Origin of the sequence: Jeotgalibacillus aurantiacus (assembly GCF_020595125.1) — a bacterium.
Classification (GTDB): domain Bacteria; phylum Bacillota; class Bacilli; order Bacillales; family Jeotgalibacillaceae; genus Jeotgalibacillus; species Jeotgalibacillus aurantiacus.
In genome coordinates, this window is sequence record NZ_JACNMS010000003.1 from 14,365 (window position 1) to 39,964 (window position 25,600).

Here is a 25,600-nt window from a genome sequence, read left to right on the forward strand (position 1 = left end):
GGAACCCTTTCCGTTACACTTATTGTAAGTGTGATGGGGAGGGTTTTTTGTTTTTCAATTGCCACCTATCAATGCTTAAAGGTTAGTTTAGGTATGAGAAAAATGGTTGGTAGTAAAAATAAATATCTAATACCAAACTAAATAAATTTAATAGGTGTGATAATGTGAAAATATTAACTGAAAAATATAATAATCTTAGACCAGACCCTAGCTTTTTAAATGATCCAGTTATTTTATCAAGTGCATGGAAGAAATCACATAATTATATCAGACAACACAATTGGTATGCGGATATTTTAGAGTTAGATAGTAGTGTCATAAACTTAGGTTCAAACATAAGTGATTTATCAACAAGATTAAAAAATAATGAATATAGACCTTCTTCCCTAAGACTTGTACCTGCTCCTAAAAGCCATGAATGGTATTTTCCAGAGGGGACTGATAAGTGGATACCTAAAAAATCAGAAAATGAGAAGGGTCAAGAACTTAGACCATTAGCGCATCTTAATATTGAAGATCAGACTGTCGCTAGTGCCGCTATGATTTGCCTCGCTGATGCAGTTGAAACAGCTCAGGGACCTACAGAGTATAGTGGTTACTTAGATGCTCAAAAGAGAAAAGTCTATAGCTATGGCAACCGTCTACATTGTGAGTGGTTATCTCATTTTAATAAGAAAAAACAAGCAAAATTTAATTGGGGGAACGCTCAATCTTATAGGAAATATTATATTGATTACCAAACTTTCTTAAAGAGACCTTACGAAGTTTGTCGACATCATAATGATACAGTCCAGTTCGATGAGGAACTTTTTATCGTTTCAATTGATTTGAAGAAATTTTATAACAATATTGATCTAACGGCTTTAATAAACGTTCTTAAAGATATCTATAAAAGTTATTGTAAAGAATATTCAATACAGTTGGAAAATGATTATGAAAACTTCTTTAAACAATTGGAACAAGTTTTTGACTGGAGATGGGATTCAGAAGATGAACAATACATAAGTTTTTTTAAAAATTCTAATGATGATACAAATGATAACAATGATGTAGTTAAATATGGTCTTGGTCTGCCCCAAGGGTTGGTATCAAGTGGCTTCTTTTCCAATGCATATCTTACAAATTTTGATCAGGATATGGGTAACGAAATAGGAAAGAGAAACATAAATCAATGCATTAAAGTATTAGATTATTGTAGGTATGTAGATGATATTAGGATAACAATAAAAGTAAAAAAAGATAAAGAAATTAATGATAATAATATAGAAAAATTAGTAATTAGTAGGATTACAACAATACTGGAGAGTTATTTAGAAAAAATAAAAGCTAAGAGTAAAATTTCAATTAATGGACAAAAAACAAAGCTTATTCCTTTTAAACAAGTTTCATCTGAAAAAAACATATCTTCTTTAATGAATAGTATACAAAATAGAATTAGCGGAACCCCGAATGCAGATTCATTAGAACAAATCGCAGGAGAACTTTATGGATTACTTAATTCTACAAATGATTTAAATAGGGTAAATGTAAGTTCAAATAAACTCAAACTCTCTAACATTTTTTCAACAGATACAGATATTAAAGATGATACTTTAAAGCGCTTTGTAGCTACTAGACTAGTAAAAACGTTAAGAAACAAACGTACCATGACCGTATTAGGAGAAGAAATTTCGTGGAGTGAAATCAATAATCAGCCTGTTACAGCTGAACAAATTATTGACCAACAATTTGAAGCAGCAGCAAGGAAACTAATTTCACTATGGACAGATAATCCGTCTCTTTCCCTCCTTTTAAAGGTAGGTCTCGATTTACATCCAGACTTTCAACTGTTAGACCCTGTATTAGATGCCATAGAAAACAAGCTTTATGATGAAAATACTCCATTTAAGGAGAAAAAAACTATCGAATATCTAACGGCTGATCTTTTAAGAGCAGCTGCAGTAAATATAGGTTATGGAAATGAAAAGATTTATTCGAGAAATATCAATTTGAATATATTTAGAGAAAGGATTTGTAAATTCGCAAAAAAAGTGTTGAAGTATCACATACCTTTTCCTTGGTATGTTCAACAACAAGCAGTTTTATATTTGATTACAAATCAGAATTTAGGTTTTACATTTTCGATGGATGTTAAAGAATTAAAACATTATAAGGCGTTATATAATTCATCTATCTATAAATTCGATGCCGATGAGGATATCAGTGATTTAATAACATATATTATAATTTTTCAACAAATGAACCCCAATAAAGAAAAAGCCATCGCTTTTTTACAAGAGATATTCGAGACATTGAATATTTCGGATAAACAAAAGGTTATACGCATTTTGAAAGAAACTCAACCAGCATTTTTAGAGGAGTTGATAAAGAGAGAAATAAACAAAGGAGCTTCAATGCGGAAATTACTGTCACCTCAAGAAGTAAGTTATTACACGTTAAAAAGAGAGAATTTAAAACTTACTAATTTTGATAAGTCACCTTTGCTTAAAGTGGTTTATAGTTTAGATAATCCTTTCAAACAGGAAAATGCAGTATTACTCTTAATCAAAGCAATATTAACTAATTCAGATAGTATTGAAATACTAAACAATATAAACGCAATAGATTATTTAACAATCAGTTGCAGAGACTGGTCAGATATTCAAAATCCAAAGAATAAAGATATCGATAAATTTATAGAAATAAAATATGATAAGAAGAAAAAACGAAATAACTCAAATTTATTTCCAACATGGGTAGATGAAAATTATTACTGGGCATATACATTAGGAACCATCATTAGATCTTGTTTAGTAGGTAGCAGGGATTATACTGAGCACACATTTTTATATCGTGATGATATTGATGTATATAGAGGAATTAAATCAACTGCTGTCACTAGACAGTTTTCATTAATTAATCAAGGATCAGCACTGATGGGTGAACCATTACCTATAACCCCTTGGTTAACCGAGCTGCTTTATAAACTTCTTCAGTGGCCTGGAATAGATTCATTCAACTCTTTTATAAAAGACTGGGATGATGTAATTGATATTAATGACTTTCATAAACTAATCAAAAATAGATTGGATGAACAAGCTGTATTGTATGGAGATCTATCAAATACTCCTATGTATAAGTTGCCAGTTCCTAAAAATTCCGAGAAAGAATCGAATAATTTAAGGTGTGCGATAGTCCAGACATTAATGCCTCAGACTACAGACTTTAATCAAAAAGATCCAACAAGTTGGAGTGTTAATTTTAGAGCTAAACATAGAGATCATCTAGCGTCAATGTGTGAACTATTAATTAAACAAATTAAAGCCTCGAATTATGTAAAAAAGAACATAAATAGTAGTAAAGGTGCTATTGATGTAATCATTTTCCCGGAACTATCAGTTCATCCAGATGACTTGGATATTTTACAGAGACTTTCTGACAGCACGGGAGCTCATATTTTTGCAGGCTTAACTTTTACTAAATTAAACTCATCGGATTTAGTTATAAATCAAGCTCTTTGGCTAATTAGAACTAAAACAAAATCTGGTAGAACACTTACTCCCTTATATCAGGGAAAGTATTACATGACCACTAATGAAAAGAAAATGAAAATCACTTCATCAAGAAATTATCAATTAATTATTAATTTACAGGATGGAAGAGATGATATTAATCTCACTGGTGCGATTTGTTATGATGCAACGGATATGAAATTAACTGCCGATTTAAGAGATATATCAGACGTCTTTATAGTTGCAGCTTTAAATAAGGATATACAAACATTTGATAACATGATTGCTTATTTACATTATCATATGTTTCAGCCCGTTATACTTGCTAATACTGGGGAGTTTGGAGGTTCATCCGTTCAAGTACCATTAACCCGACATGAGAGAACAGTTTCTCACGTTCATGGAAACCAACAAGCTATAATAAATATTTTTGAACTAGAGCCCGGAATATTTAAAGATGTGTCTAAGCCAAAAGAAATAAAAAATAAAAAAACACCACCCGCTGGATTTATGGGGAGATGAATAAAAATTGTAAAAAAATGAATTTTATGCGTAGGGACGTATGCCGCACATTAAGATTTGTGGGGACGTATATTTTGAACCATTAGAGACGCGAATGATTCATCATATACGTCCCTATGTTTCGCAAGGTCAATATATAAATAAATTACGTTAAAATCTAGAAGGCTATTTATTTCAATATTATATCTTTAAAAAAAGATTGGTTAGTTGCAATTGAATCACTTCATGAGAACGATTCAATTCAAATTATGACAACACGTCTGTTGATTAACCAATATTTAGGTATGTTTAATAGACTTCATGTCTAAGATCATAAAGCCATTCTGACAGCGCATTCCGCCAGTCGATTGGTAAAGCATCACATATAAACATGCTCATAAAACCCTTTTGTGACAGGTGTTTCCTCACTTTTTTCTTGATTTCACTAAAGGTCCATTTGATCAACAGATAAGTGAGCAGCGCGATAAATAGTTGAGAAAACACCGCATTTGGCGATGTCCCAAATAAAGTCGGGACATTCAGTTCCCCTTTAATCCATTGAAAGAAGGATTCGATTTTCCAACGGTGATGGTCGTAGAATCAATCAATAGTAAAGCATGTCTGATCGGCTTCGATCTCCTTTGAGCGCGATTACAGTGGCTAACAAGCAGGTGAAACAGATCCTTGACTAACTCATAAGGAACCTCTGCGGCCTTTTTACTGATCGTTGAATAATGAACAGCCTTTAACTGAAGGGAGGCCATCCGGTCCGCACCGTCACGGTAGCCATCCCATTTTTCAAGCGCTGCGGCCATGAGAAAATCAATGAGATCTCTCACACTGAATTTACGAGAAACGTCCGTGTAATCGTGCTTTTCGAGTAAAGACTGAAATGAATCTGTTGAAATTAAATGATCAAACAAGTCGGAAATTGTGCTAAACTGGTTCATAGAAAACACCTTTCTGTGATGTGGGTTTGGTCGCTTAACATCGTATCAGAATAGGTGTTTTCTTTCTATATTCAAGTGGAAAAAACTAAATAATCAACAAACATGATAAATGAAGGAAAAAGTTCACTCTTGTCGAATGTAAAAAGATAGGATGAGATTTAAGAGGGATTTTCCATTTAATGTTTGGGATGTTCAAAAATAAGTTTTATTTTAATCCATGAAATATGGTGGAGGTAGGAAAAAGGTGTCAGAAGAAAAAAACTATGCTAAAAGTATTGAAGAAGAATTTATTGACTTGAAGAAGCGAATTAAAGCAACTAGAAAGTCTAGAATTGAAGCTTCAAAGAGATTAAGAACAAAAAATAATTTTTACGAAAAAATAACCCATTTTTATTCACTAGTAGTATTAATTTTATCAGTTTGGTTCTTAAATCTAGCAGGTGACGGAGGGCTGTTTACAGCAAAAGTATTACTTATACTTTCACTCTCCATTACTTACTTTACACTCTTTCTTAGTTTAAGAAATTATAAAGAACGAGCAGGGGATTTTGAAGTGAACTACCAACACTTAGATGTTCTAACTAATAAGTTAGATCGATTTGCCACTAGCGGCGCAACACTGGACGAAACGGTTTTAAAAAGTTTTCAAAGAGAATATGAAAAATTGATTATTGGAAAAGAAAATCATACAAATATTGATTATTATAGGTCAACCGATGAAAATCAAATAAAGTATAAAAAAGAAATTAAGAGATTTATTCTTCAAGAAAGAATAGCGAATGTATTAATAGCAGTTTATCCTATTTTCATATTTTTAATTATTTTTATATTTTCCAAGATAGTAACTTTTTTCGATCAATAAAATTAATATGGAAACAGCCGAATATAATTAAAGCCATGACTTTTCGAAACACGGGGACGTAGATCTTGTTTCACTCGATACTCGAAAGATTGCTGACTAAAACCAGAATATTAAACTGTTAGATACGGGGCGTGTGTTGGGAATCATCAACCAGTTGATTCCCAACTCACGTCCCTGATTTTTAACTATTTTAAACCACCCGCCTAACCCCAACTTGTCCATCCAAAAAAATCTCCTCCAAAGAAGGCTCTTCTACTTCCACACGATAGATATCGATCTTGCACTGGTTGAAGGCGCGGATGATGTCTGCGATTTTTTTCTCCTGGTTAACGGTGATGATGATATGTTGCTCTTTCATTTCTAGGTTGTCGCCGACGTGGGTTAGCCATTGGGTGAGCTGGGTCATGTCTGCGGTAGGGATGTTTCCGTGTTTGATTTTGACTAGAATGGTTGATTGGTAGTAGGATCTGAGTTCGTCCATGGATCCGGTTTTGATGATTTGACCGTCTTTCATGATAGCGATTCTTGTGCAGAGCTTTTCGACTTCGTCCAGGTTGTGGGAGGTCATGAAGATGGTTTTGCCTTCATGATGCAGCTCACGTATGAGGTGCTGGATGTGAATGACGGATTCGGCGTCCAGGCCTGATGTTGGTTCGTCGAGAAAGATGAGCTCAGGGTTATGGATGATGGCTTGGGCGATGCCGAGCTTCTTTTTCATGCCGAATGAGAATTTACCGGTTTTCTTATGGGCATCCTTTTCAAGGCCGACTTTTTTCAGGATGGATAGGCATGTTTCTTTTGATGCTTTGTTTCCTGACAGTTCGGATAAGAATCTTAAGTAGCCCATGGCAGTCATGGATCCGTCAGAACACCGTTAGAGTTAGTAGAGACACTTAATTATCATTGTAAAAACGTCTCAATAACTTGGTTACTTCTAAATAAAATCACTATTTAGGATGGCCTTTTCTTTTTCACTTGCCTCATGAGTTAACTGATCAATTTCATTGCTTAATTGATTAAATGAAAATTTTATTGATTTCATTATATGCTCATAACCGAATTTATTTAATAAATTTTCTAATTCTACTGATGAATATTCATTTGTTCTATTATTAGATTCATTTGAAATTATTTTGTCATCTAATGAATATACCCAGAATTCATCTTCAAAGTTACTAAATGCAATTATAGGACCAGTTTGTGTATAGAATTTTTTATCTGAAGTTGAAAAGACAACACCTTTTTCTTTCAATAAACTAAAATATGGGTAGGCTGTCTTAAGACTTTCTTCAATATCTGTGATTTGATAATCCAAATAGTCTTTGACTTTCTTTTTGGATAAGTCCACTTTTCTTAAGTCGCTCTCTAAACTATTTATCTTCTTTTTTACTTCTTTTTTTGTGATCAAGTAATACGCGCCTCCCATTAAAGTAATAGTCTTCTTAATTGAGGTCAAACAATTTTATCGTAGAAGAAAGCTATTGTTCTAAGAAATAAATACATCGCATTAAAAATGACTGAGATTGAATGATTTTAGAAATTTTCAACGGTTGTGGATTTATTCTGTCGAATAATTCAAGATAAAAAGGTTTTTGAACATTAGTTATTCTGCTTAAGAATCTTCTTAGCTTCCTTCAAATCTATCTTCGCGCGATGGCCGTGCTTTTCTAATAAGTGAAGCAGGTTGCTGCCATTCAATAAAGTGATCGGTTTGTCTGTAGCAAAGTTATAGGCATCTGGTCCGTAATCTGCTGTAGAGACTAAAATTCCTTTTGTTGCACCTTCGTTTAAAACTGTTCCATATAAATCCCTTACCGCAGAAACTCCTTCGACATTTGTATAGCGCTTTGCCTGAATGACGATTTTTCCGCCACGGATAGGGTCTGGGTCAAAGGCTACTGCATCAACTCCACCATCTTTACTTGCCTGGGTAATTTTAACCTCGCCACCACTTGAGTTAAATTCTTTCTCGAATAGTTCTCTGATGAGATGTTCGAAATCCTGCCAATCCATAGCAGCAAGGTTTGTCTCCTGATCCATTGTTGCAGCAACATCATAAGAGCTTACAAAACGAGTATCTTCGCGATTAATATTCAGAATTGGAGCGATAGGAGTAAGGCTAGACAGCTTGCTGCTCCCGACCCCTTTTAAATTCTTGAAGCATATTTTAGAATCAACCTGTTGCAGATTGATAGCCAGGAACGCATCTTTATTGGCTTGTACAGATAAAATGCATTTTTTTTCATAGTTTCCATTCGCCTTATTTAATGTGTTGACCCACCCGTTAAAGACGATAGAATCCAGTGCACCTGTAGCATCCGCTTCATACAATTCATGAATAGTCCTTAAAGTCGTGTCATAAAGCAGTTTTTCGTAAATTTTATTGACGGCAGCCTCTGTCAAATAAGTTTCTTTATACTCATCTTTAGTGGCAACATATTTAACTTCTTTTAATTTTGGTATTGCCTCAATATCTGGAAGATTATATTCGACTAATAGAGTTTTAGTGGCTAGAATGTACTCTAAATCGTATTCCTTAGGGAAAAGATCAGGGTACTCTGAGTTTGATAAGACCATATCACAATATTCTTCAATTGCTAAAGGATCATTATCAAAATATCTTTGTTTTTGGAGATCAACGGCCTCATTAGTTTCTTTTTTCTCCAATTCAAATTGATTTTTGCTCTTCTCCCAATCTGCAAGTAAAGATTTATACTTTTTAAGCGCTTCGGCGTCAGAAATTTTTATACGTTCAATTTCCAATGTCCATTCTTCCAATGCTTTAGAATAGTTGAGATCTGCTTCTTTTATCTTTTTTTCTTTATTCTTTGAGAAGATTTTATCTGTAATACTAAAGGTTGGTTCAAAAGCACTTTTAACTGGCTGAGAAGGTCTATGAAGAGGAGTAGGCTTTACTGGATAAGGTTCTACAAAGCTAGAATGATCTTTCAAATCATCCCAGTCGATCCGGTCATCGATATCTAATGTATGCAATAAGACATTGTCTAAGACTTGTAAGTTCTCTACAGCATCAGTCGTTTGTTGAGATGCATATTCTTTCTTTTCTTCTTTTTCCAATGCTAATAATTCTTTTTCATGTTTCTTTTCAAGCATTTCTAATTGTTTTTCCCATCTCTCATCCCAATCCTTAATTTGAACAGCTGCCTTTTGTTCAACGACATGCCTATCTTTTCCTTTTATCAACCGGTACTTATTTAGTCCATCATGCTTGATCTCAATTTGATACATATAATCACTCCTCAAAAATGTAATAATTTTCTGATATCTACAGTTTAACACTATAATACTGGTAATTTATATAATATTATTAGTAAATTTGAAACATCGGGAAGTAAAGATTATTTCGTTTGAAACTCTAAAGGTTAGTGACTACAGCCATAAGATTGATCAAGCGCTGCATTTAGTAATTAAGAAATGGGGAGGGACCCTGTTAATCATTAAACATCCAAATGATTAACAGGATACGTCCCCCTTAATTCCTTGGTTAGTCAAGCATTATCTCCGTCTTGATATTTTAAAAACCCCAGTAGATATTATCTTTGATATTACAATTTATAGAAATAATATATGATGTGATCAATAGATAAAGAGAGGCGGTAGTGTGCTGATGGCTAAAAATAAACCAAAAGAATTGACGCATGAAGCAATAATGACAGCTCTAGATTGGTCTTATGATAAGGCGATCAATGGCGGAATACCAGGTATGGATACAGCTACAGAGGTAGCTGATAGTTACTTAAAGAAAAAGGGCACACTTGATGAAAAGGTAAAGAGTTTAATCCGTTGGCAGAATACGAAAAGTGCTACTAGTGGATTTTTAGCTGGGCTGGGAGGGATTATTCTTATGCCAGTTTCAATTCCGGCCAATATAGCAAGTGTGATTTTAGTGCAGATAAGAATGGTTGCTGCTATCGCGCATATGGGTGGATATGATCTGAAAGATGATCAAGTTAAGTCGTTTGTATACGTGTGTTTAGCGGGAACCGGCGCAAAAGATATCCTCAAAAGCACCGGTATTCAAATAGGTAAAAAACTTGCGGTTAGCGGGATTAAGAAGATTCCATTTGAGATTATTAAAAAAATCAATCATGCAGTAGGATTCAAACTGTTAACAAAATTCGGAGAGAAAGGCGTTATCAATCTCGGAAAGATGGTTCCTCTAGCAGGAGGGGTGATCGGTGGAACTGTCGATGCTGTCTCAACAAACATCATTGGTAAAGTTGCTCATAATGTTTTCATAGAGAATTCAGAAATGGATCATGATCAGGACATTATAATTATGAGTTAGTTGGATTTGTGGGGACGTATATTGTGAATCATTAGACTTTCGAATGATTCACAATATACGTCCCGACGTTTCTTAAGCGTTTGATTACAATGGTACAAATTCAATAAAATAAACAATGAGGAGTAGATAGTTTTGTGAGTGGCGTGCTTATAGAAGAATACATGAAATTTATCTATTTACCTTTATTATTACAATTTATAATAATAATTCCTTTAATTTTCGTGTTTTTCTGTATTTTTTTCTTTATAATTAGAATGGTGGATATTAGTATAAAAGGTTCTAAAAAAAGTTATTATGAAACTAGTTATGATCCGTTAACATTCAAAAGATTATTACGAGCAGCTTTTTTTTGTACCGGTTCGCTAACAATACTTCATATAATGGTTTTATTTGATAGGTGAAAAATAACTGAATATAAAATTTAGGTGTTTGACTGAATTATTAAAAGGTCTGTATTGAAGTAAAACCTTCTCACAGACCTTTTAATTTTATTGGAAACACCGGGGCGTAGATCTTGTTTCATTTGTCACTCGAAAGGTTCCTGGCAGCAGCCATTAAATTGATCTGAGGTTGCCATTTTTTGCTCCACCCTTGCCACAATGAGATCCATTCTACTTTTAATATCAAGTGGTGTATTTAGAAAATAATCAGTGATTTGTGGGGACGTATGTTTTGAATCATTCGGGATGCGAAGAGTTAACCCTAAGCGTCCTTTTTTGACAGAAATGATCAAAAGTAATGATAACAAACCTGACTAATTATGGTTATAATTAACATTAAAAAAGGGGAGGGAGATCTGTGCTAGAGGCAATCATTAGCGGTTTATTTGCATATAAGCTATAAAGTGTTCAGATATCTACTTGATAAATGTAAAAGTTTATCAAGTGAATTTACTTTAAATATCTTTCCTGGCTGGCTTTTTATTATGGTCACTTCTGGCATAGTACTCTCTCTTCAATATGATTTTCCTGGTATCATCGTTATACAATTTGTTTTTGAGTTATCAACATTTTTTACAATCTCATTAATGATCATCCTATTTATTATTAAACCGATATCTAAACCTTTACACGATAAGATAACAGGAACGATCGATCGGATTTATAGGTGATTCATCATATACGTCCCGGTGTTTCAGAATTAATAACTAATTTAAATGGAGAATTACTAAATGAAAAATAATCTTATAAAAAGCATTCAATTGGTTTATTCTGATCTTCCCATTGAAGACTATTATGTTAATGAAATTGGACAGAATAACGATGTGTTGATTGTAAACAATTCATTGGTTTTTAGATTTCCGAAATATAAAAATGGAATCACTCAATTAAAAAGAGAAACAGTAATTTTGAATTATATTAAAGATACTGTCTCTACTCCTGTTCCGATCCCTATTTATCAATCTTTTGCAGATTTAGAACCAGGCAAGGTTTTTACCGGCTATCATCTTATAGATGGAGTCCCTTTATGGAGAGATAGTTTGGATGGTATTAAGAGTGATGAATTAGTTAGTGTAATAGCAGCTCAACTTGTTTCATTTCTTAAAGAACTTCACTCTATAACAGAAGACAAAGCAAGTAAAGATTTGAATTTAAAGGCTCGCCATCCGCGAGAACAAATGCATAGCTTGCATAATAAGATTCAAAGTAAACTGTTTTCTTATATCAGAAAAAGCGCTCAAGAAGAAATCTCACACTCTTTTGAAACGGTCCTAAATGGGAAAGCATTTTCGAATTTAGATAATACCCTTATACACGGAGATTTCGGAGCTGCTAATATTTTATGGAATCCGGAAACAAACAGGATATCAGGGATCATTGATTTTGGTGGTTCTGGCATAGGAGACCCTGCGTATGATTTCGCCGGAATACTCTCCAGCTATGGTGAAGACTTTTTTAATATGTGTATGAATCTATATCCCAACGGTGAAGAAATATCAGAACGAGTTAGATTTTATAAAAGTACATTCGCTCTACAAGAAGCATTGCATGGAGTGGAGAATGATGACAAAGAGGCTTTTGAAAATGGAATTAAAGATTATAGATAGAATGAAACACCGGGACGTATACCGTGTTTCATAAGATAACTTTTTAGAAAATGAATAACAGGAGGGTGAGGACTTGAGTGAAGCATTATTAAAACAGATCCCTTTAATAAGTAATTACAAAGAAGCTGTTGAAATTAAAAAAGGATTTTCCTCAGATGAAAAATACGTGATACATATGCCGAATGGTAACGATAAGTTCTTGCTTCGGATGTTTGATGTAGAAGAGTTGGAATCAAAGAGGACGGAATTCTTTATCTTAAAAAGGATGCAGGATTATGACGTTACTTGCTCACAGCCGGTGGCGATTGGTGAGGCGGGAAATCGGGGGTATATGGTTACATCGTACATAGAGGGTGAGGATGCTGGGGATGTCATGCCAACATACTCGAACCAGGAACAATACAGTATTGGTTTTGAAGCGGGAAGAGAATTAAAGAAAATGCATCAATTTGCTGCTCCAAGCCATATCCCTTCGTGGTATTCAAGGAAGGTCGAAAAGCATCGGAAGTATATAGATGCTTACTTAGCTTGTGGGGTAAAGATAAAAAATGATCATAAAATCATGAGTTTCATTGACGAAAATATCCATCTCATGAAATCACGACCGAATTTGTTTCAACATGATGATTTTTGTCCTGGAAACATCATTGTGAATGATCAAAAATTTGCAGGAGTGATAGACTTTAACCGATATGATTGGGGAGATCCTATTCATGAATTTCTGAAGATAGGAATTTTCACGCGCGAAATAAGCGTTCCTTTTTCAATCGGTCAAATCAGAGGTTACTTTGATGATAAGGAGCCAGACGAAGATTTTTGGAGGTTGTATTCACTTTACTTAGCAATGTGCGTTTTCTCAACAGTAGTCTGGACATTAAATACCATTCCAGACAATATGGATGAGATGTTAGATAAAGTTTATACCTTTTTAGAAGACCATGATGATTTCAGTAGATTGAAGCCTAAGTGGTATGAATAAAACATGGGGACGGAGCGGCCGTTCCTTTTCTTCAGCTCTGTCCCCCAGACTAAAAAGACAGAGGGACAGAGCTTAGCCATTGGCGCACCCGCTCCGTCCCCTTGTTTCAAAGGAGAGTTTTTGATGAAGAGAATAAAGATGACACTTGGAATAGTGGCAAGTGTAATTTTGGGATTTATTTTCATGGGTGGATTGGATTTGGATGACATTACTTTTCGAAGGAATATCATGAGACTGAAAAGAGAGGAATGGTTCAAAAAAATTATTAAGTCCGGCTATCATTATAACGAAATATATGACAATCCAAAAGTTCGTGAATATTTACTTCAAGAGAACATTGTCTCGAAAATTAAAAATAATGAGAAGGAAAGAGAGTATTTTCAACTTATGATAAGTAAGAATACGCCTAAGTAACTAAGTGAGAGCTTTTTTGAAACACAGGGACGTATACTATGTGTGATTTGTGGGGACGTATATTGTGAATCATTAGACTTCCGAATCATTTTTTAGCTGCATTTTCTAATATTGATTTAACTAGAAAGTTCAGAACTTTTGACTTTAGTGATAACTACTTTATACATGAGAAAGGGGAGTACTATGATGGGGAGATTAGACAATTCACGATGGAAACTTAGTCTGGCTGGCTTCACTGCGTTTATTATTGCGACTATTTTCTACTTAATAACGGGTCCTAATATACCTGGAATACTTGGCTTTTTAACTGCTGCAATCGTATTATTTATTCTTAATGCTGCGTATGTTTTATATACGAATAAGAAATCTGAGGGATGATTTTTGGGGACGTATACTGTGAATCATTAGTGACACGAATGGTCCACTATATACGTCCCCGCACTTCCCTTACAGATGTAAATATTAAATTTGAATATGGGCATAAAAGAGTTTCAGGCTCTGTAGCTGTTGGAGTATATCCAGGTGGTTTTGGAATTATCCCTGCTTGGAATACTGATCTTTCATACCCATACGCATTGACAATACATTATTAAAAGGTGGTTTAAAAGATATGGCAAAGGTTTTAGGTGTTTTTGTATTAGTTCTTATAATTTCGGCTCTTGTTTTGTTTCCTTTGACTAGTAGTGCTAGTGTGGACAGTGAATACATATTGTCACTTTCAGTTATCATCGTGGTTCAAAATGCATTGATCATAGCACTTTTGTTAGGAAAAAAATAAGTAACCACTGTATTGATTAATCTAAAACATCCTTACTGCCTATCTTTTTTAGATTCAGTAAAAAACATACTGAAACACCGGGACGTAGATCTTGTTTCATTTGAAATGCGAAGGGTTGCTGACTAACTGCAGTCACAAGACCAATGCAGGGTTGTTCTAAAACTCAACAATACCCTCAACATTTGGACATTTGAAACAGCAATACCCCTAATGAGCTAGAGAATAGGCTCATCAGGGGTATTTTCATGTGAATTTATTTGGTCATTAAGATATGACCACACTTTTAAAATATGATGGTCTGAAAAAATTTCTTTCTTTCGAGGGTTCCAATTTTTCACCTCTTTAATAACATAGTTGGAGTCTGTAGACTTCACTAGGTTTTCTTGCATGATCCAGTAAACGGTAGAGAGCAGCTCCATTCCGTAGGGATTCTCGAAACCTTTGATAAGTGATTTCACTTCTTTAAGTCGCTCTGTTACAATTTTGTCATTTTGAAGAAAATCTTTTGCTTTTTCAGCTGCATCATCAACCAGATAAATCTCTGCTTCGCGAGTTCGATCACCATATCCCCGGATATAATGACCTTCCATTCTCTGCAGTACGTGGTTTAAGTTTTCTGCATAAGGGCCATATTTATATTTCTTAAAGTCCAGCTTCATTTGTTCTCCAGTTTCCTGAAGAATATAAGCTAACTTTTGAACTTCCAGATGAGAAAGGCGGTATCCAGGGACTGCATAGCTCTCCATCAACGCAATGAGTAATGCCTCATGAGTATTCATTTTATGCTTTTCCATCCTCCTCACCCTCCCACTTAACTATATTATGTTCTTTTAGCATGGTCACAAATGAATATATGAGAAAAAATCTCTATGTATATAGTTCAGTAAAACGCTTTTCGATATACTTAACTCAACAATAATCGAATTTTTTTATACCCCAATCCAGGAGGTGACACAATGTCCTTAGAAAGCAAACTCGAGGAACTAACTGCTGAAAATAAACGTTTAAAGAAACAACTTGAGCAATATCGCTTCATCCTGGAGCAACACAATCTTCTCCCAAAAGAAGATCATAAATCTCAGCCACCATCTAATGAAATCAACAAGAATGAGGTTATTCGCAGGAGACTTCAAATTTACATGTCCCTATTCAGAGGAAGAGATGACGTGTTTGCTCATAGATGGACTTCTGGGGAGCAGGCTGGTTATGCGCCGGTGAAGAATCAGGATGGTTCGTTTGCGCCTTTGAGTGAAGAGGTTCTTTATCGGCATTTGTCAGGGGAAAAGACGGTTGGATTGTATCCATTGGTTACAGATAACAGCTGCTATGTACTTATTTTTGATTTTGATAAGAAGAACTGGATGGATGATGTTTCTGCGTTTGGTCAGGCTTGTGCACGTTTTCAAATTCAATGCTCTTTTGAAATTTCCCGATCTGGTGAAGGGTGTCACGTGTGGTTGTTTTTCTCTGAGAAGGTTCCTGCAACAATTGCTCGTCAGTTAGGAGAACGGATGTTAACAGAAGCAGCTTTTATCAGAGGGACGAAGAAATTGAAGTCATTTGACCGTATGTTTCCAACTCAGGATCATTTAACGGAAAATGGTCTCGGGAATTTAATTGCATTGCCTCTGCAGGGTGAGAAACGAAGATTGGGATGCACCGTGTTTGTGGATCAGAACTTTCAAATCATAAAAGATCAGTGGGGACATCTTGAGAACGTTCGACGATATACATGTGATGAGATTCAAAAGTTTGTTGATGACGTGGTTGAAGGTAAAGTGAAAAATGAAGGTCATGGGCAAAATGAAGCCGTGTTGAGAGAAGGGATTTTCATTCCTAAAAGCATGCTCAATGCAGCGACTGCCGAAAAGTTGACTAATATGTGCACCGTTAAGAATCCGGAATATTTTAAGGCAAAAGCACAACGGTTTTCAACCGACAGGATCCCTTCACAAATCAAAGCTTACTCAGAAAGTACCAACGCATTTGTTTTTCCAAGAGGGAAAGTGGAAGATGTAATAGCGGAGCTTGGTGATGGGAATGTCTTAAAGGATTTACGGCATTATGGAGAAAAATTAGACGTGGATTTTCTGGCCAGTTTATTCCCGCAGCAGCAGGAAGCTTTGGATCATTTAAAAGCAAGGAACTGTGGCGTGCTTTCTGCAACAACAGGGTTTGGTAAAACGGTAGTTGCTTCAGCTCTGATTGCAGAACGGAAAGTAAACACGTTGATCCTGGTACACAGAAATCAACTCATTCAACAATGGAAAGGAGCTCTTACTTCTTTTCTATCAGTAGATGCTGATCAGATAGGACAAATAGGAGGCGGGAAGAATAAGCCCACAGGTCAAATCGATATTGCCACAATACAGAGTATCAGAAACAAAGAGCTGCCGCATCAGTATGGTCAGGTCATTGTCGATGAGTGCCACCATATCTCCGCCTATTCATTTGAGGAAATCCTGAAGAAGCTCAGAAGTGCATACGTACATGGGCTGACGGCTACACCTGTCAGGAAGGATGGACTTCATCCTCTGATGTATATGCAATGCGGTCATGTTGTTTACAAAGTAGATGCGAAAGATCAGGCAGAAATCAGACAGTTCCATCATCTGATCCATCCAAGAATGACAAATTTTAAAAGCAGGGCAGACACTACAGATATTCAGGATATCTATAACCAGTTGATACATGATGAAAAGCGTAATGAAATGATCTTTAATGACATATTAAAGGCGCTGGATCAAAAGAGAAATCCTCTTGTATTAACGGAACGCATTGAACACCTTCAGATACTCGTTGAAAAACTTAAGCATTTTACAAAGAATATGATCATCCTGACTGGCGCATTAAGCAAAAAAGAACTGCAGGTCCAGTTCCAGAAGCTCGCCTCTATTCCTGATCATGAAGAGAGAATTATTCTTGCGACAGGTAAGTATATAGGAGAAGGCTTCGACAACCCAAGACTCGATACCATCTTCCTGACCATGCCCGTCTCCTGGAAAGGCACCCTCGCACAATATGTCGGCCGTCTTCACAGAGCCTATGAAGGGAAAGAATCTGTCGAAGTATATGATTACGTTGACCGGAACGAAAAAGCGTTAATGGAGAAGTACGAGAAGCGGTTGAAGGGATATAAATCACTTGGTTATTCTACCGTGGAGGAAGCGAAGAAAGAAAAGAAACAAATGAAGTTGTTTTGAGGTGCAATAAGAAGCTGATAAGAGGAGTATAAAAACTCCAATCAAAGGAGCTGTAAAATGACACAAAGATGATCTGCAGGGCGGCAATCCTGATCTCTGGTAACTATCTGAAAGATAGCGCGTGGGGAACCATTCCCACCTCAGATTATCTTTGTGTTATTCATTAGTATAATTTATAAATTATGATTTGTGGGGACGTATATCTTGAATCATTGGTGATACGAAAGATTCTGCCTATGTTTCTCAGTGCTCCATCAAAAATAAATCATTAAGGCGGTGTGCTCATGGAAAATTCAACGGGATTCACTATCTTTCAGCCCGTAGGTATCAAAATTGACTATGTAAATGTTGATTTAAAAGAACAACGGGTGGCGGCAAATATTTTATGTCACGATGTAGTAAAGATGACTTTTGTGATCGATTTGAATCTTAATCAGGTATATAGAGAAGGTTCCATGGAAGAAGTATACGCTTTATTGCCTGATAAGGATGAGGAATCATATGTTGAGGAAATTACCAGATGGGCTCAAATATTCATCGATAACAAAGTCACTGATCCTAAAAAGTATTTCGAATCGTTAATACAAAACGCTGGGACATAGAGCCTGTTTCGTTTGAAGCATGGGGACGTATAACGAACCATTAGTGACACGAATGGTCCGCCATATACGTCCCCGCACTTTCCGGTTTTAGTTCCAGTTCACTGGTGGTTTTATTAACTGTGCTTTCATGCCGAGCTCTTCGGCCGCAGCTAAGATAAATTCTTTTCTGAAAAAGTAACTTTTATGGCTTACTATTTTTCCATTTTCTATTTCCTGCATTTGTATGTCATGTATTTCGCGCCCCTGATCACCATCAGCTAAAACAATGATAACGGGTTTACCCCAAAGGATAAATTCTTGAGCGGTATGGCCAGGCAATCCGAATTTTAGAGACCCTTTAAGCATTTCTTTCTTAGAAAATTCCTGGAAGCCAAAGAATGCTTCGTTTTGTGCGTTTTCACTAAACAAACTTAACATGCTATTTAAATCTCCATTATTAAAGGCTTCTAAGTATGCTTGAACCGTTTCGTTTTGACCTTGTGACGTTACACCGGATTCAGTTTTCGAAAAGTCTAAAGAAGCTATTTTTCTTCTCGCACGTTGCACAGCTGAATAGACACCTCCTGGCGTACTTTGAACAATACCGGCTACTTCTTCTGCGCTAAATTGGAAAATATCTAATAGTAGGAATGCAGTTGTTTGTTTAGGCGTCAAATTCGATTCCAACGATGTTAGGATTTCTTCCAGAAATAGACGATCTGAAAAATCAACACTTTGTTCAGGTACTTCATCTAAAGACCCTACTTCACGCTTTAATTTTCTGCACTGATCAAGCCACGTATTTGTGGCAATTCTGAACAGGTAGTACTTCTTGTCCGTGATATCACTCCACCTTTGAGGAAGTAATCCAAAAGATTTTATCATCGTTTCTTGATAAAGATCTTCTCCATCCCAAGGCGAACCAGTGACGTATTTACAATAATTCCAAAGATCTGTGGAATAAACTGACACGATCTCTGCAAAGTCATTTCTTAATTTTCGAGCTTCATCTATAAAATCCTTGTTAATGCTGCTTGTTTGCTCCATATGGTTTCCCTCCTAAAATGTTTACACTATAAAGACGTTTCCATTTAGAAAAATTATACGGTTAAATTCAAAATAATTATAGAAACTTCAATATGTTGTATTACACTAGGAGTGATTCATGTCATTAATTAGACAGCTTAAGCGATTTTAACAAAGTATGATAGCTCTTATTTATTCAACTATAACGTTCCTTAATTTTAATGAAAATAATTCAAATAGAGGCGGAATCAGATGCCCAAAATTGACAACATGTTAGCAATTCTATGGATGCTTCGTTCAGGTGAAAAGGTGACGGCGCAACAGATTTCAGAGAGGTTAGAGATGAATATCAGGACGGTGTATCGTTATATTGATACGATTTCAACGAGTGGGGTACCGATCGTGTCAGAACCGGGACATAATGGTGGATACAGTTTATTGGATCATTTTGTTGAGGCGCCTTTATTTTTTGATGCTGAGGAGCAAACGTCACTGTTTCACGCTGCTGTTTTTGCAGAAGAAGCCGGGTATTATGGTGGTGAGGCGCTGAATAGGGCGATTTCAAAACTGAGTAATTACTCGAATCAAGTGCAGGAAACGAAGGTGAACCAGCATGTCGCGAGTCTTGAAGTCATCAGTCGCTCACGCTCATTTTCTGTGGAGCCTTTTTTGAAGGAGCTGGAGCAGGCGGTTGCTGACGGTTACTCAGTAAACATGGTTTACCATAAAAACGGATCAAAGCAGTTGGATGATAGACTGGTCGATCCGTACAGAATGATCTATTGGAATCATAAGTGGTATGTGATTGGATTTTGTCATCTCAGAAATGATATTCGTAGTTTTAGAGTAGATCGAATTGAAAGTCTCACGCCAACCGAAAATACATTTAGCCGGCCCGAACATTTTTCAGCACGGGACTTTTTTACAAGAAATCTTCTTCCAGCTACAGATGATAAGGATGGGGTTATTTCTTTTGTGATCAGTGGGGATCGGCGTGTACTGGATGATATTTGCGAGCATTGGTTTTTGGGGCATTATGTAAAAGAGCGCACTTCCAATCAAGCTGTTTTCCTTCTTGAAGAAGATGTACTCCATACTTATGTGCCTTATTTGCTTTTACCGTACAATCAATCGATTAAAGTAGTAGAGCCGGTCAGTCTTAAGAAAAGAATGGTTGAAGTTCTGAAGGAATTAATCAAATTTCATGAAGTATGATCACTTCCCTGACGCTAACTGTCAGGGAAGTTTTATTATACTGGCAATATCAAATGTGATTGGAGTGTTAATGGATGCAAACGAAAAAAGCTTATTTATATGTATTTGATACAATGTCGGACTGGGAATATGGCTATTTAATCGCGGAACTCAACTCAGGAAGGTATTTTAAAAAGGATCTAGCACCTTTAAAAGTGATCACAGTAGGAGCGAATAAAGACATGATTACCACGATGGGAGGACTTTGCATAAAACCGGATATGTCCCTTGATGAATGTACGTTTGGAAAAGATGATCTTGTCATTTTACCGGGAGGGACTACGTGGAGTGAAGACATTCACCAGCCTGTCCTGGAAAGAATCGGCCGCGCTTTAGAGATCGGCACCATTGTTGCGGCAATTTGTGGCGCTGTTGATGCCCTCGCAAATAGAGGATACTTAGATACCAGAAAGCACACAAGCAACAACTTGGAATACACCAAAATGGTAAGCCCTCACTATAAAGGCGAGACCTTTTATGAATCGGGAGCTGCCGTCGCTGATACAAACTTAATCACCGCATCAGGAATCGCCCCGCTGGAATTTGCCATAGAAGTACTGAAAAAAATAGAAGTATTTACACCAGACGCTATACATTCATGGTATAACCTGAATAAGACAAATGAGCCTGAATACTTTTATGAGTTGATGAACGGTAAGTGACACTGGGGGACGGAGCGGCCGTTCTTTTTCTCCAGGTCTGTCCCCTTGATTCTAAATACATAGGGACAGAGCTTAGCAAATGGCGCAGCCGCTCCGTCCCCTTGTTTCCCACCCCTACCCACGAAAACCCTTTTCCTGTAGCATTCTTCCTCAAAACTAAATTGACCCTTACCCTTTCGCGTGCTAAAATCAGGAACGGGAATGATAATCGTTCTCAACATTATGCACGATGGAAAGGAACAGACTGATGAATAACATTCAAAAATATAACCAGGCTTTTATAAATATACTGGAAATCGACAAAACACAAGTAAATGAGGGGCTGGCGCTTGGCGTCACGCGTGAATGGGATTCCATTGCGCACATAGGCCTGATCTCCGAGATGGAGGAACTGTTTGATGTGTCGATCGACTATGACGTGCTCACGGAATTTAATACCTATGAAGCGGGTATGAAGCTTCTTGAGGGTCTTGGCGTTGACTTTAGCAATGACTGATTTTAAGACGCTGGAGGCATTCAGTGACCGGATTGCCTTGCATGCAGAGCGGGACTATTCTTACTCAGATATGATCGGGATCGCGGACACGATCGCGGATGCCGTCGGAAAGCGCACACTAGTCTTTATTCTCTGCGCGAACAATAAAGAGTCCGTGTTTGGCTACGTCGGGTTTCTTCGTAGCCGGATCGTTCCGGTGTTACTGGATGCAGCGATCAGGCATGATCAGCTCGAGAAACTGATCGATCTCTATCAGCCTGCGTTCGTCTGGGCACACAGTTCGCATCCATTTCTAAGCGAATCGATGGAAAGCACATTCACGCATGCGCATTATACTTTGTTTCGTCATCCGACACCTGCAGATCACGCTCTGAACGCGGAACTGGCTTTGCTCGTTACGACGTCCGGCAGCACGGGGAGTCCAAAGTTTGTGCGCTTAAGTAGCAATAATTTGTTCAGTAATGCGGAGTCCATTGCGGAGTACCTTCATATTACATCAGATGACCGGCCGATCACGACTTTGCCGATGCACTATTCATATGGGCTGTCGATCTTGAACAGTCATTTGATACGAGGTGCGACGATCATTTTGACGGACGCATCGATTGTCACAAAAGACTTTTGGCAACTTTGCAAAGAACAGCGTGCCACGACATTCGGCGGTGTGCCGTTTGTCTATGAGATGCTTGACAAGTTAAAATTCGATAAGATGGAGCTCCCTCACTTGCGAACACTCACACAAGCTGGCGGCAAGATGAAGCCCGAGCTCGCCTGCAAATTTGCTGAAATCTGTCAGTCAAAAGGCATCGAGTTCATCTCTATGTATGGGCAAACGGAAACCACAGCCCGTATGAGTTATCTTCCGCACGAGAAACAATTCGATAAACCAGGTAGCATCGGCAGGGCCATTCCAGGAGGGGAACTGACCCTGCAGGATGAAGAGGGGAACGAGATCAGTGATCCTCACATCAACGGCGAACTGATCTATAGAGGCCCGAACGTGTCACTTGGTTACGCGGAATCGATCGAAGATTTGGCAAGTGGTGATGACAATCACGGTATGCTTCGGACTGGGGACATTGCGTACCGGGACGAAGACGGTGATTTTTTCATCACCGGGCGCTTGAAACGAATCATCAAACTGTACGGCACACGCATCAGTCTTGATGAGATTGAACGCTTGCTATATGACCACGGCCACGACTGTGTCTGCACTGGGAACGATGATGAACTCATCATTTATACGGTGAAAGATGACACGGACGCGATACAAAAAACAATGAAAGAACATCTACACGTAAAAGGCTTTACTATTCGAAAACGAGACGAACTGCCACGCAACGCGTATGGAAAGATCCTCTATTCGGAGTTACGTTGATTTTTATAAGGTGATCCCATGGCTTTTATTTCAATAGAATTTCTCATTTTTATCGCACTGGTTGTTGTGACGTATTACACGTTGCCTCATCGTTTCCGGTGGATGCTGTTACTCGTTGCGAGCTACGTCTTTTACGCGACGCTCAGCATCCAGTTCATCCCGCTGCTTCTCATCAGCGCGGCGTTTACTTACGTGACCGGGATTTGGATCGAAAAGCAGGAAACGAAACAACAGAAAAAGCGCGTAATGCTCGGCGGGATTATTGTCCTTCTTTTGGCGCTCGGCTTTTTTAAATACTTAAATTTTGTGAACGACACGCTGCGTGAAGTGGCCGCTGTGATCGGCTTGAATTACGCGGTTCCGTATCAGGACATTGTGCTGCCGCTTGCCATTTCATTTTATACATTTCAGGCGATCAGTTACCTCGCGGACATTTACTTCGGAAAGCAGAAAGCCGAGCGTCACTACGGCTACTTTTCCATCTTTTTCAGTTTCTTCCCGCAACTTGTCGCAGGACCGATTGAACGCGCCAGGAAGTTGTTGCCGCAGTTTAAGACGGAGCAACGATTTGACGTAGCCAACATCACCTACGGCATGAAGCGAATTGCCTGGGGTTTTTTTAAGAAGACGTTGATTGCGGACCGGCTGGCACCGATCGTGGCGAGTGTCTACGATTCACCGGACCCGACAGGTTCTCAACTCGTTGTCGCGACGATTCTGTTCTCCATTCAGTTGTACGCCGACTTCTCAGCGGTCGCAGACATCGCAATTGGCTGTGCACGTATGTTCGGCATCAAGCTTACGGAAAACTTCAAACAGCCGCATTTCGCGACATCGATTGCTGATTTCTGGAATCGCTGGCACATCACGTTGTCTATGTGGCTTCGCGACTACATCTTTATCCCGCTGTGTAAAGGGAAGAAGAAGCGCGGGGAGATTTATGTGGCGATTATCATCACGTTTCTCGTGAGTGGCATCTGGCACGGGGCGGCGTGGACGTTCGTCATATGGGGATTCCTGCACGGCTTCTACCGTGTGTTCAGTGACTACACGAAGCATCCGCGTGAGAAGATGGCGTCCATTGTCCGGATTGACCAGCACCCTGCGCTGCACAAATGGTGGAAGATTGCAGTGACGTTCCTGCTCGTGTGTTTTTCACGTGTGTTTTTCCGTTCGGAAACGGTGGAGAGTGCGTTTCAAAATGGGCTTCTCTTTGTGAGTCCTGCTTCCTGGAATCCGTTCAGTTTGTTTCAAGCGCTCGAGCTGTTTTCGCTCCTTGACCTCGTGATCTTCACGGTATTTTTTGTGGTCGTCCAACTGTTCCACTACATCGAACGAAAGCATGTCTGTACATGGAAGTGGTTATCTGCACGACCGTTTCCAGCACGCTTTGCTGCCTACACATTCATCGTACTGTCGATCATCGTCTTCGGCATGACAGGAGGTGGATTCATCTATGGAGGGTTCTAAACGCACCATGCAAAAGTTAATTCTTAAAATTTCCGCCATAGTAACAGTATGTGTGTTGCTGTTCCTGCCGATCAATCATTTCGTCGGGATCTCTTACGATTACAACATCAATCGTTCCATCATTGCGTTTAAAAAAGACCCGCACCCGGTCGATATCATCAATCTCGGTGCCTCTCACGCCATGTATGGCTATAATTTTAAATCTACTGGCCTCGAGCACCTGGACCTGGCGCTGCCGGCACAGACGATTGAGTACGACTACAAGCTTTTAAAAGAATACGGTGAATACGTGAAACCAAACGGCGTCATCCTCGTCTCCATCTCGCAGATCACGTTCGGGAGCACAGAAAACAATTACATCGGCAACTACTACAAAATCCTGGACCGTACAGACATCGACCCGTTCAACTGGATCGATTACTATACGTACCTGTACCTGCCTGGCGCCAACACCGGACGCTTTCTATCTGCCGTTGCCGGAAGACTCAAACAGTTCCGCTGGGACGACCATCAACCGTGGGCAAACGGTGGCGACAACTACTCAATGAGAAAATTTCAGAAAGTGGAAAACGAGTACCAGGTAGCCGTTGACAACAACACCATCAGGGAGAACATGGCCTACCTTAAAGCCATCATCGATCATTGCAACGACAACGGCTATCCTGTCGTCCTGACGATGGAACCAGTTCACCAGTCTTACGCGGCTTATTTTGACGAAAACGTAATGAACGAGCTCGTATTCCAACATCTTGATGAACTTGACCTGGATGTTCCAATGCTCAACTACATGAACGATAAACGCTTTAGCGACCATCAGGAATACTTTATTGATCCGGACCATCTGAACAAAGAAGGAAGAAAGGTGTACTCGGAGATTGTGTATAAGGATTTGAGAGAGATGGGGTATTTGCAGTAGAGAGTGACACATGGGGGACGTATACGCTGCATCATTCGTAGCACGAATGATGCAGGTATACGTCCTTTTATTTCTTTTAAAAGGTTGTTTTACAGCCATGGTGAAGCGCCGGGACGTATATTTTGAATCATTAGCTACACGAATGATTCATAATGTACGTCCCTTTATTTCATTTTTAAGCTTGTTTTACAGTCAGCAGTTTGAAATAATTGGCATTAGAATTGCATACCAAATGATAGGCAGTGAGGATTACATATGAGAAATGTTTTAGTGTTGGTGACAG

Annotated in this window: 23 protein-coding genes; 16 read left to right on the top strand and 7 right to left on the bottom strand. The window is 38.0% G+C overall.

All coding sequences use genetic code 11. The features are described 5' to 3' along the window. Positions 1 to 164: 164 nt before the first annotated feature. Positions 165 to 4,013: an RNA-directed DNA polymerase gene (locus H7968_RS09545; RefSeq protein ID WP_227395926.1), complete on the top strand. Its 3,849-nt coding sequence runs from the start codon at positions 165 to 167 to the stop codon at positions 4,011 to 4,013. A 288-nt stretch (positions 4,014 to 4,301) separates the two neighbouring features. Here H7968_RS09545 and H7968_RS18160 read toward each other — a convergent pair whose 3' ends face one another. Together H7968_RS18160 and H7968_RS09550 are read right to left on the bottom strand one after the other, a co-directional pair. After that, positions 4,302 to 4,568, bottom strand: a complete 267-nt coding sequence (locus H7968_RS18160) for a hypothetical protein (protein ID WP_406566409.1) — start codon at positions 4,566 to 4,568, stop codon at positions 4,302 to 4,304. Next, positions 4,532 to 4,942 carry a hypothetical protein gene (locus tag H7968_RS09550; protein ID WP_227395927.1) on the bottom strand — a complete coding sequence of 137 codons (411 nt, stop codon included), beginning with the start codon at positions 4,940 to 4,942 and terminating at the stop codon, positions 4,532 to 4,534. The genes H7968_RS18160 and H7968_RS09550 overlap by 37 nt, the downstream gene beginning before the upstream one ends. A 244-nt stretch (positions 4,943 to 5,186) precedes the next feature. Here H7968_RS09550 and H7968_RS09555 point away from each other — a divergent pair, with 244 nt between their 5' ends. Then, entirely contained in the window at positions 5,187 to 5,804 is a 618-nt protein-coding gene (locus tag H7968_RS09555; protein WP_227395928.1) for an SLATT domain-containing protein, read from the top strand. A 190-nt stretch (positions 5,805 to 5,994) separates the two neighbouring features. Here H7968_RS09555 and H7968_RS09560 read toward each other — a convergent pair whose 3' ends face one another. From H7968_RS09560 to H7968_RS09570, 3 genes are all read right to left on the bottom strand, one after another. Beyond that, a complete protein-coding gene (locus H7968_RS09560) occupies positions 5,995 to 6,660 on the bottom strand; it encodes an ABC transporter ATP-binding protein (protein ID WP_227395929.1) in 666 nt (221 codons plus the stop codon). 78 nt (positions 6,661 to 6,738) lie between these two features. Continuing rightward, complete coding sequence (locus H7968_RS09565; RefSeq protein ID WP_227395930.1) at positions 6,739 to 7,212, bottom strand: hypothetical protein; 474 nt, start codon at positions 7,210 to 7,212, stop codon at positions 6,739 to 6,741. 191 nt (positions 7,213 to 7,403) lie between these two features. After that, positions 7,404 to 9,053 (bottom strand): restriction endonuclease, encoded by a 1,650-nt coding sequence (locus tag H7968_RS09570; RefSeq protein WP_227395931.1) that lies wholly within the window; start codon positions 9,051 to 9,053, stop codon positions 7,404 to 7,406. Between the two features lie 379 nt (positions 9,054 to 9,432). On the opposite strand from H7968_RS09570, the gene H7968_RS09575 reads away from it, so the two are divergent. The 5 genes from H7968_RS09575 to H7968_RS09595 all read left to right on the top strand — a co-directional run bounded on the left by H7968_RS09575 (position 9,433) and on the right by H7968_RS09595 (position 14,331). Beyond that, complete coding sequence (locus tag H7968_RS09575; RefSeq protein ID WP_227395932.1) at positions 9,433 to 10,113, top strand: EcsC family protein; 681 nt, start codon at positions 9,433 to 9,435, stop codon at positions 10,111 to 10,113. A gap of 1,171 nt (positions 10,114 to 11,284) precedes the next feature. Further along, positions 11,285 to 12,160 (top strand): phosphotransferase family protein, encoded by an 876-nt coding sequence (locus H7968_RS09580; protein ID WP_227395933.1) that lies wholly within the window; start codon positions 11,285 to 11,287, stop codon positions 12,158 to 12,160. 73 nt (positions 12,161 to 12,233) lie between these two features. After that, positions 12,234 to 13,139: an aminoglycoside phosphotransferase family protein gene (locus tag H7968_RS09585; protein ID WP_227395934.1), complete on the top strand. Its 906-nt coding sequence runs from the start codon at positions 12,234 to 12,236 to the stop codon at positions 13,137 to 13,139. A 123-nt stretch (positions 13,140 to 13,262) separates the two neighbouring features. Continuing rightward, positions 13,263 to 13,553, top strand: a complete 291-nt coding sequence (locus H7968_RS09590; protein ID WP_227395935.1) for a hypothetical protein — start codon at positions 13,263 to 13,265, stop codon at positions 13,551 to 13,553. A gap of 610 nt (positions 13,554 to 14,163) precedes the next feature. After that, positions 14,164 to 14,331 carry a hypothetical protein gene (locus H7968_RS09595; RefSeq protein ID WP_227395936.1) on the top strand — a complete coding sequence of 56 codons (168 nt, stop codon included), beginning with the start codon at positions 14,164 to 14,166 and terminating at the stop codon, positions 14,329 to 14,331. A gap of 215 nt (positions 14,332 to 14,546) precedes the next feature. Here the strand turns inward: H7968_RS09595 and H7968_RS09600 are convergent, their stop codons facing one another. Further along, positions 14,547 to 15,125, bottom strand: coding sequence for a hypothetical protein (locus tag H7968_RS09600; RefSeq protein WP_227395937.1), 579 nt, complete (start codon positions 15,123 to 15,125; stop codon positions 14,547 to 14,549). 162 nt (positions 15,126 to 15,287) lie between these two features. Here H7968_RS09600 and H7968_RS09605 point away from each other — a divergent pair, with 162 nt between their 5' ends. Continuing rightward, entirely contained in the window at positions 15,288 to 17,534 is a 2,247-nt protein-coding gene (locus tag H7968_RS09605; RefSeq protein WP_227395938.1) for a DEAD/DEAH box helicase, read from the top strand. 284 nt (positions 17,535 to 17,818) lie between these two features. Then, positions 17,819 to 18,136 carry a hypothetical protein gene (locus H7968_RS09610; RefSeq protein ID WP_227395939.1) on the top strand — a complete coding sequence of 106 codons (318 nt, stop codon included), beginning with the start codon at positions 17,819 to 17,821 and terminating at the stop codon, positions 18,134 to 18,136. An 87-nt stretch (positions 18,137 to 18,223) separates the two neighbouring features. Here H7968_RS09610 and H7968_RS09615 read toward each other — a convergent pair whose 3' ends face one another. Beyond that, complete coding sequence (locus H7968_RS09615; RefSeq protein WP_227395940.1) at positions 18,224 to 19,162, bottom strand: sigma-70 family RNA polymerase sigma factor; 939 nt, start codon at positions 19,160 to 19,162, stop codon at positions 18,224 to 18,226. 231 nt (positions 19,163 to 19,393) lie between these two features. On the opposite strand from H7968_RS09615, the gene H7968_RS09620 reads away from it, so the two are divergent. The 7 genes from H7968_RS09620 (at position 19,394) to H7968_RS09650 (ending at position 25,576) form a co-directional block, all read left to right on the top strand. Then, positions 19,394 to 20,356: a helix-turn-helix transcriptional regulator gene (locus tag H7968_RS09620; RefSeq protein WP_227395941.1), complete on the top strand. Its 963-nt coding sequence runs from the start codon at positions 19,394 to 19,396 to the stop codon at positions 20,354 to 20,356. Positions 20,357 to 20,430: 74 nt separating this feature from the next. Then, the gene (locus H7968_RS09625) at positions 20,431 to 21,057 is read left to right on the top strand and encodes a type 1 glutamine amidotransferase family protein (protein ID WP_227395942.1); all 627 of its coding nucleotides are present in this window, start codon (positions 20,431 to 20,433) and stop codon (positions 21,055 to 21,057) included. 247 nt (positions 21,058 to 21,304) lie between these two features. Then, the gene (locus H7968_RS09630) at positions 21,305 to 21,553 is read left to right on the top strand and encodes an acyl carrier protein (RefSeq protein WP_227395943.1); all 249 of its coding nucleotides are present in this window, start codon (positions 21,305 to 21,307) and stop codon (positions 21,551 to 21,553) included. Further along, positions 21,534 to 22,931 carry an AMP-binding protein gene (locus H7968_RS09635; RefSeq protein ID WP_227395944.1) on the top strand — a complete coding sequence of 466 codons (1,398 nt, stop codon included), beginning with the start codon at positions 21,534 to 21,536 and terminating at the stop codon, positions 22,929 to 22,931. Before H7968_RS09630 ends, H7968_RS09635 begins: the two co-directional genes overlap by 20 nt. Before the next feature lie 18 nt (positions 22,932 to 22,949). Then, entirely contained in the window at positions 22,950 to 24,401 is a 1,452-nt protein-coding gene (locus H7968_RS09640; protein ID WP_227395945.1) for an MBOAT family O-acyltransferase, read from the top strand. A gap of 7 nt (positions 24,402 to 24,408) precedes the next feature. Then, positions 24,409 to 25,317 (top strand): hypothetical protein, encoded by a 909-nt coding sequence (locus H7968_RS09645; protein ID WP_227395946.1) that lies wholly within the window; start codon positions 24,409 to 24,411, stop codon positions 25,315 to 25,317. A gap of 10 nt (positions 25,318 to 25,327) precedes the next feature. Then, the gene (locus H7968_RS09650; protein WP_227395947.1) at positions 25,328 to 25,576 is read left to right on the top strand and encodes a hypothetical protein; all 249 of its coding nucleotides are present in this window, start codon (positions 25,328 to 25,330) and stop codon (positions 25,574 to 25,576) included. The last annotated feature ends 24 nt before the right edge of the window (positions 25,577 to 25,600 follow it).

Excerpts from the sequence above, each read along its gene's own strand:
- H7968_RS09550 (WP_227395927.1), bottom strand. The coding sequence starts at position 4,942 with ATGAACCAGTTTAGCACAATTTCCGACTTGTTTGATCATTTAATTTCA.
- H7968_RS09560 (WP_227395929.1), bottom strand. The coding sequence starts at position 6,660 with ATGACTGCCATGGGCTACTTAAGATTCTTATCCGAACTGTCAGGAAAC.
- H7968_RS09570 (WP_227395931.1), bottom strand. The coding sequence starts at position 9,053 with ATGTATCAAATTGAGATCAAGCATGATGGACTAAATAAGTACCGGTTG.
- H7968_RS09575 (WP_227395932.1), top strand. The coding sequence starts at position 9,433 with ATGGCTAAAAATAAACCAAAAGAATTGACGCATGAAGCAATAATGACA.
- H7968_RS09580 (WP_227395933.1), top strand. The coding sequence starts at position 11,285 with ATGAAAAATAATCTTATAAAAAGCATTCAATTGGTTTATTCTGATCTT.
- H7968_RS09590 (WP_227395935.1), top strand. The coding sequence starts at position 13,263 with ATGAAGAGAATAAAGATGACACTTGGAATAGTGGCAAGTGTAATTTTG.
- H7968_RS09595 (WP_227395936.1), top strand. The coding sequence starts at position 14,164 with ATGGCAAAGGTTTTAGGTGTTTTTGTATTAGTTCTTATAATTTCGGCT.
- H7968_RS09600 (WP_227395937.1), bottom strand. The coding sequence starts at position 15,125 with ATGGAAAAGCATAAAATGAATACTCATGAGGCATTACTCATTGCGTTG.
- H7968_RS09605 (WP_227395938.1), top strand. The coding sequence starts at position 15,288 with ATGTCCTTAGAAAGCAAACTCGAGGAACTAACTGCTGAAAATAAACGT.
- H7968_RS09610 (WP_227395939.1), top strand. The coding sequence starts at position 17,819 with ATGGAAAATTCAACGGGATTCACTATCTTTCAGCCCGTAGGTATCAAA.
- H7968_RS09615 (WP_227395940.1), bottom strand. The coding sequence starts at position 19,162 with ATGGAGCAAACAAGCAGCATTAACAAGGATTTTATAGATGAAGCTCGA.
- H7968_RS09620 (WP_227395941.1), top strand. The coding sequence starts at position 19,394 with ATGCCCAAAATTGACAACATGTTAGCAATTCTATGGATGCTTCGTTCA.
- H7968_RS09625 (WP_227395942.1), top strand. The coding sequence starts at position 20,431 with ATGCAAACGAAAAAAGCTTATTTATATGTATTTGATACAATGTCGGAC.
- H7968_RS09630 (WP_227395943.1), top strand. The coding sequence starts at position 21,305 with ATGAATAACATTCAAAAATATAACCAGGCTTTTATAAATATACTGGAA.
- H7968_RS09640 (WP_227395945.1), top strand. The coding sequence starts at position 22,950 with ATGGCTTTTATTTCAATAGAATTTCTCATTTTTATCGCACTGGTTGTT.
- H7968_RS09645 (WP_227395946.1), top strand. The coding sequence starts at position 24,409 with ATGCAAAAGTTAATTCTTAAAATTTCCGCCATAGTAACAGTATGTGTG.
- H7968_RS09650 (WP_227395947.1), top strand. The coding sequence starts at position 25,328 with ATGGGGGACGTATACGCTGCATCATTCGTAGCACGAATGATGCAGGTA.